General features: G+C 37.2%; 8 protein-coding genes. 4 read left to right on the top strand and 4 right to left on the bottom strand.

Features of this window, described 5'->3' with window-relative positions:
• Window positions 1-187 precede the first annotated feature (187 nt).
• Window positions 188-805 carry a transcriptional repressor LexA gene (gene lexA, locus ABH968_RS18035; protein ID WP_053483178.1) on the bottom strand — a complete coding sequence of 206 codons (618 nt, stop codon included), beginning with the start codon at window positions 803-805 and terminating at the stop codon, window positions 188-190.
• 164 nt (window positions 806-969) lie between these two features.
• On the opposite strand from lexA, the gene yneA reads away from it, so the two are divergent.
• Together yneA and ABH968_RS18025 are read left to right on the top strand one after the other, a co-directional pair.
• Window positions 970-1,284, top strand: coding sequence for a cell division suppressor protein YneA (gene yneA, locus ABH968_RS18030; RefSeq protein ID WP_370046148.1), 315 nt, complete (start codon window positions 970-972; stop codon window positions 1,282-1,284).
• Entirely contained in the window at window positions 1,281-1,946 is a 666-nt protein-coding gene (locus tag ABH968_RS18025; protein ID WP_370046146.1) for a YneB family resolvase-like protein, read from the top strand. The genes yneA and ABH968_RS18025 overlap by 4 nt, the downstream gene beginning before the upstream one ends.
• Before the next feature lie 278 nt (window positions 1,947-2,224).
• On the opposite strand, the gene ABH968_RS18020 is transcribed toward ABH968_RS18025, so the two are convergent.
• Together ABH968_RS18020 and ABH968_RS18015 are read right to left on the bottom strand one after the other, a co-directional pair.
• Window positions 2,225-2,764, bottom strand: a complete 540-nt coding sequence (locus ABH968_RS18020; RefSeq protein WP_370046144.1) for a DJ-1/PfpI family protein — start codon at window positions 2,762-2,764, stop codon at window positions 2,225-2,227.
• Window positions 2,765-2,829: 65 nt separating this feature from the next.
• The gene (locus tag ABH968_RS18015) at window positions 2,830-3,342 is read right to left on the bottom strand and encodes a GNAT family N-acetyltransferase (protein ID WP_370046142.1); all 513 of its coding nucleotides are present in this window, start codon (window positions 3,340-3,342) and stop codon (window positions 2,830-2,832) included.
• A 209-nt stretch (window positions 3,343-3,551) separates the two neighbouring features.
• On the opposite strand from ABH968_RS18015, the gene ABH968_RS18010 reads away from it, so the two are divergent.
• Window positions 3,552-3,785, top strand: a complete 234-nt coding sequence (locus ABH968_RS18010) for a DUF896 domain-containing protein (RefSeq protein ID WP_370046141.1) — start codon at window positions 3,552-3,554, stop codon at window positions 3,783-3,785.
• Window positions 3,786-3,911: 126 nt separating this feature from the next.
• Entirely contained in the window at window positions 3,912-5,906 is a 1,995-nt protein-coding gene (tkt, locus tag ABH968_RS18005) for a transketolase (RefSeq protein ID WP_370046139.1), read from the top strand.
• A 30-nt stretch (window positions 5,907-5,936) separates the two neighbouring features.
• Here tkt and ABH968_RS18000 read toward each other — a convergent pair whose 3' ends face one another.
• Window positions 5,937-6,284 (bottom strand): hypothetical protein, encoded by a 348-nt coding sequence (locus ABH968_RS18000; protein ID WP_370046137.1) that lies wholly within the window; start codon window positions 6,282-6,284, stop codon window positions 5,937-5,939.
• Window positions 6,285-6,306: the final 22 nt, after the last annotated feature.

Here is a 6,306-nt window from a genome sequence, read left to right as displayed (position 1 = left end):
AACCCATAAAACTTTCGAACCGCCGTATACGGAACCGTACGTACGGTGGTGGGAGAGGTCGACTAGTCAATTAATGGCTAGTCTCCTACTCGATTGTAAAAAATGGAACTCAAAAGATAAGAAAAAGAGGTATATGCTCCTCTGTGAACATAAAATCCTCTTTTTATATTTTAATATTGAGATACTTTTAATGTACACGACGATAAAGACCTACAACTTGCCCCAAAATAGAAACTTGGTCTACGATAATTGGCTCCATTGTTGAGTTTTCAGGTTGTAAACGGAAATGATTTTTTTCCTTGAAGAAACGCTTTACAGTAGCTTCATCTTCTTCAGTCATTGCTACGACAATATCACCATTATCAGCTGTTGCTTTTTGTTTAACAATAACTAAATCTCCGTCTAAAATACCAGCTTCAATCATTGATTCACCCATAATTTCTAGCATAAATAATTGATCTTCACTAGTACCATAAGTATCTGGTAGTGGGAAATATTCATCGATATTTTCAATAGCAGTTATCGGAGAACCTGCAGTAACCTTCCCAACAAGTGGGACATGTATAACATGTTGCTTTTGAATAGAATCCTCTGGCTCTAGAATTTCAATGGCACGTGGTTTAGTTGGATCGCGTCGAATCAAGCCTTTTTGCTCTAAACGAGATAAATGTCCATGAACTGTTGAGCTTGAAGCAAGTCCAACTGCTTCACCAATCTCACGTACAGAAGGTGGATACCCCTTTGCACGCACTTCTTCTTTAATGAACTCTAATATGGCTTCTTGTCTTTTCGAAACTTTTTTCATGATAGCTCACCTCTTTTTTTCTAATCATTCTACTTATTAGTAGTATAACAGAATGCGAACACTTAAGCAAACATAGGTTCGAAAAGTGTTTGACAAAAACGTTTGTTCGTACTATTATGAGAACATATATTCCGAACAAACATTCTTGAAAAGGGGTTTTAAACATGAACTGGTTAAAGAAAAATCCACATATTACAACTTTATTAGGTGCTTGTCTACTTTTTGCAGCATACCTTTTTATAACAAACCCAGGCGATGTAACGTACACAGAAATTGAAATCGCACATGGTGATAGCTTATGGTCGTTAGCCGATCAATACCGTGGTAAAATGAAAACGGATGAATGGATTAAGCTTGTGAAAACAGAAAATGAATTATCGAACGTACAAATTATTGCAGGTAAATCTCTAGTGATTCCAGTAGTGGGTGACCAACCCAATCCTATAAATTCAATTGAAATTGCGAGAAACGAAAAATGATAAATAATCAACAATCGGCTGTTGTCTATTGCCGTGTGAGTACAGAAAAAGAGACACAAAGTTCCTCGTTAGAACGTCAGCAGGAGGAGTTGATGCGCTATGCTAAAGAACAGGGCTACGAAGTGAAGCTTGTTTTTAAGGATAAGCATAGCGGCTATGATGTGGAACGTGAAGGATTATTAGAAATGCTCGATTTTATTAAAGAAAAAGAAATAGAAGCATTATTCGTGCAGGATGAAACACGCTTAGGACGTGGAAATGCTCGAATGGCAGTGTTGCATTTATTGCAGAAAACTGAAACGGATGTTTTTTCTATGCGAGACGAGGGACCTTTACAATTAAATGAAATGGATACGATGCTCCTAGAAATTTTAGCAATTGTAGAGGAATACCAGCGGAGAATCCATAATGCTAAAATACGCCGTGGCATGCGTCGTGCCGTTGAAAATGGCTATCGCCCTGAAAACAATTTATCTAATCGAGGGAATCCAAACGGTCAAGAACGTAAAGATGTCCCTGTAGAAGAAATCGTCAAGCTCCGCAATCGAGGCTTCACCTTTGAGGAAATCGCTATGACTCTTAGGGGGCTAGGCTTTGATGTAAGCAAAGCTACTGTCCATAGGAGATATCGGGAACATCAAGAGGGAAACGAAATAAAATGATGTTTTAATCAGTGGGAGTTTGATTGTCCCACTGATTTTTTTATTTTTATAGGCTCTAGATGAAGGTGAAGGACCGAGTAGTGACGGTAGAATGGCGAAAGCGATGGATAGAATAAATAAATCCATCCATCCATTTAAAATGTTGGATTGTGAACATAAAATAAGAGAAGTAGCAATATAATTTCTACCTCTCTTTCTCAATAATTCACTATAACGTTGGAAAAGATTTATCTCATCTATTACTGCTACATGCTTTCATATCAATTAGAGCTATTTCGTTATTCTCTGTACCAATTTTCATCAAAAGAGAGATGTAGGGCTTTACCCACAGTAATACCAAATTGTATAAAACCCCTACCTCTTGCAGTTATTATGTTACCATCTTGTACAACTAGATCGTCAGAGAAATAATTAAGATCGAAGAAGTCTAATTTTCTTATACCTTCTAGCGGCAATCCAACAGTATACTTTTTGTTTTTTAATACTCCAGCTTTCGCTAAAAGAGATGGAGAGCTAGAAATACTGGCAATAATTGCTCCTTTGGCATTCGCATTACCAATAAAATCAATTAATTCTTGCTCATTTATTAGTAAAGCTATATCCATACACCCTGGTAGCAACAAGCTATCGATTTCGTCAAGATTAACTTTACTTATTTGTGTATCGGCTATACAAGATAACCCTGATTCCCCTTTAATTTTTTCATTGTTTAACCCAACAGTAATAGTGGGCTTATCACCTTGCGTTAATATAGATAATGCTACACTCAATTCATATTCACTAAATTGGGGATACAATAATATAGCGGTCTTTTTCATATAATTCTCCCATCTATTTAACAACGAAGATTTAGAACTCGACATAGCAGTATAGTGAAAGTATCTTATACCCATTCCTCATCTAAGACTGCATAATAGTATTCATCCCACCAATCATCATTGTGTGGTATACATTTTTTAAAATAACCCTCACGTCTCATGCCGATTTTCTCCATCACTTTATAGGATGGGATATTTTCTGGCTGGCATGTAGCAATAATTCTATGCAGTTTCATTTCTTTAAATCCATAGTCCAGTACAGCTTTTGCTGCTTCTGAGGCGTAACCGTTATTGAAATAGTTCGGATTCAATACCCAGCCAATTTCGTACGTATGATCACCAAAATATTGATGGAAAACAATATGACCAATAACAATATTTTCGTTTAGTAAAATAATAGGGAAGTATTTTGCTTTTTCCCCGCTATTTTCTGAAACAAACTTTTTTGCTTGTGCCTCATTAAAAACGCCCTCCGGAATATACCTCATCACATTTGGATTTGAAGTATATTCATAGACAGCTAGCCAATCTTGAACCTCAAATTCTCTTATTAATAGTCTGTTCATTTTGATAAACAATTTGCATTCCTCCAAGCATAAATTGATTGTTGTTTTAGAACCCTATAAATTAGTTATACACTTGGAATTTCTCAAAGTCATGCAATATATGGTATTTACTTCTAAAATATAAGGATACTAGAAAGGTTGGTATAACTGCATTTTAAGAAAATTCATGCTATACTTTGCATACCATATTCATTAAGATATGTATTGAAAGGTGTGTAATTATGTTATCAAAAGAAAAAATTAACCGAATCAATGAACTTTCTGCAAAGGCTAAAAGTGGTACATTAACAGAGGCAGAAGCTAAGGAACGATCAGCGCTTCGTAAAGAATATCTAGATACATTTAGAGCAACGATGCGAGATACAATTGAAAACGTAAAAGTGGTAGATGCTGAAGGAAATGATGTAACACCAGAAAAAGTAAAACAAGCGAAAAAAAATAAATTTCTCAATTAATATGACACATTTCTATAAAGTATGTTATAAAACGTTAATAGTATAACAAAACCATTGTTTTCTGAAGCAATGTTGACTAAACTGTAAAAGAACAATATATAGGACGAGAAAGGATGTCACAAAATAATGACTCAACATGCGGATCAACTAGCGATTAATGCTATCCGAACTTTGTCAATCGATGCAATTGAAAAAGCAAACTCAGGTCACCCAGGTTTACCGATGGGGGCAGCGCCAATGGCTTATACGCTTTGGACAAAACAACTTCGCCATAATCCGGCGAATCCAAAATGGTTTAACCGCGATCGTTTTGTACTTTCTGCAGGTCACGGCTCTATGCTTCTATACAGCCTACTTCATCTTGGTGGCTACGGCTTACCAATGGAAGAAATTCAAAACTTCCGTCAATGGGATTCATTAACTCCAGGACATCCTGAATATGGTCATACTGTAGGGGTAGAGGCTACAACAGGTCCTCTAGGTCAAGGAATTGCTATGACAGTTGGTATGGCAATGGCTGAACGCCATTTAGCAGCTACTTACAATAAACCAGGACATGACATCGTTGATCACTATACATTTGCACTTTGTGGCGATGGCGATTTAATGGAAGGTGTAGCAGCTGAAGCTATCTCTTTAGCAGGTCACTTAAAACTTGAAAAATTAATCGTTTTATACGATTCAAACGATATTTCTTTAGATGGTGATTTAGAAAAATCATTCTCAGAAAATGTTCAAAAGCGTTTTGAATCTTATGGCTGGAACTATTTAAAAGTTGCTGATGGTACAGATGTTGAAGCAATTAATGCAGCTATCGAAGAAGCTAAAAAATCAACTGGCAAGCCAACACTTATCGAAGTGAAAACTGTAATCGGTTTTGGTTCACCAAACAAATCAGGTAAAGCTGCTTCTCACGGTGCACCACTTGGTCAAGATGAAGTCGTTTTAACAAAAGCAACTTATGAATGGGCACACGAGCCATTCCAAATTCCTGCTGAAGCATATGATACATTCGCAGCAGCTGCTGAAGTTCAAGGTGCACAACCTGAAGAAGTTTGGAATGCTAAGTTTGAAGCATATAAGCAAGAGTTCCCAGAATTAGCAGTGCAATTTGAAAACGCAATGAATGGTCAATTACCGGAAGATTTCGCTTCAGAATTACCAGTTTATGAAGCAGGTAAATCAGTAGCAACTCGTTCTTCTTCTGGAGATGCAATCAATGCTATTGCGAAGAAAACTCCATCATTCTTCGGTGGTTCAGCTGACCTTGCTGGCTCAAACAAAACAACGATGAAAGACGCTGGAGATTTCTCTGCAGATGATTATGCTGGCCGTAATATTTGGTTCGGTGTACGTGAATTTGCAATGGGTGCAGCTATGAACGGTATGGCGCTTCACGGTGGTCTTAACGTATTCGGTGGTACATTCTTCGTATTCTCTGATTATGTTCGTCCAGCTGTACGTCTTTCTGCATTAATGGGTCTTCCTGTTACTTATGTATTTACACATGACTCAATTGCTGTAGGGGAAGATGGTCCGACGCATGAACCAATCGAACACCTTTCATCTTTACGTGCAATGCCAAATCTATCTGTTGTTCGTCCAGCTGATGCAAATGAATCAGCAGTTGCATGGGAGCTAGCAGTAGCATCTGAAAAAATACCAACTGTTTTAGTATTATCTCGTCAAAACTTACCTGTTCTTGACGCATCTATTGATACAGTACGTGAAGGTGTTACAAAAGGCGCTTATACAGTATCTCCTGCTACAAAAGAAGTGGCAGATGCTATTTTAATTGCAACAGGCTCTGAAGTTTCACTTGCAGTTGAAGCACAAAAAGCACTAAAAGCTGAAGGCATGGATGTGGCAGTTGTTTCAATGCCATCTATGGATCGCTTCGAAAAACAAGACGCAGCTTACAAAGAAGCTGTTCTTCCAAAAGCTGTAACAAAACGTCTAGCAATCGAAATGGGCGCATCATTCGGCTGGCATAAATACACTGGTTTTGAAGGGGACGTTCTTGCAATTGACAAGTTCGGCGCTTCTGCACCAGGTGAATTAGTAATGGAAAAATACGGATTCACAGTAGAAAATGTTGTAGCGAAGGTAAAAGCGCTATAATTTATTAAATACCGCAATACTCAGAGGGGGTTAAATTTCCACTGAGTGCTGCGGTATTTTTTCGCGTTTAGAAGATTTCATTAAAGAAATCCATATAGCTGCACATTGAATTAGAAGTATAGCAACAAAGTAGTAAAAGGCCTTGGAACTTCCTCCAAGGTTTAGTTCATCAACAATAATCCCACTAAACCAAAGAAGCTGACCTGTGACAATGACGGAGAGGCTTGCAAAAAGTAAACAAAACCAAATAGATACTTTTTTTATAATCACAATAATGAGTAGTAAAACAGCAAAAAGTAGGATAGCTTCAAAAATCGGATCAAGAAGTGAAAACATATTATCATTTACGAAATGCTTATAAGTAAATCTAGTATCCACATAACCCCTCCTTAAAAATAAT

Origin of the sequence: Lysinibacillus sp. RC79 (assembly GCF_041262405.1) — a bacterium.
Taxonomy (GTDB): Bacteria; Bacillota; Bacilli; order Bacillales_A; family Planococcaceae; genus Lysinibacillus.
Note: the sequence above shows the minus strand (reverse complement) of the source record. Positions and strands in the feature narration are given on the sequence as shown.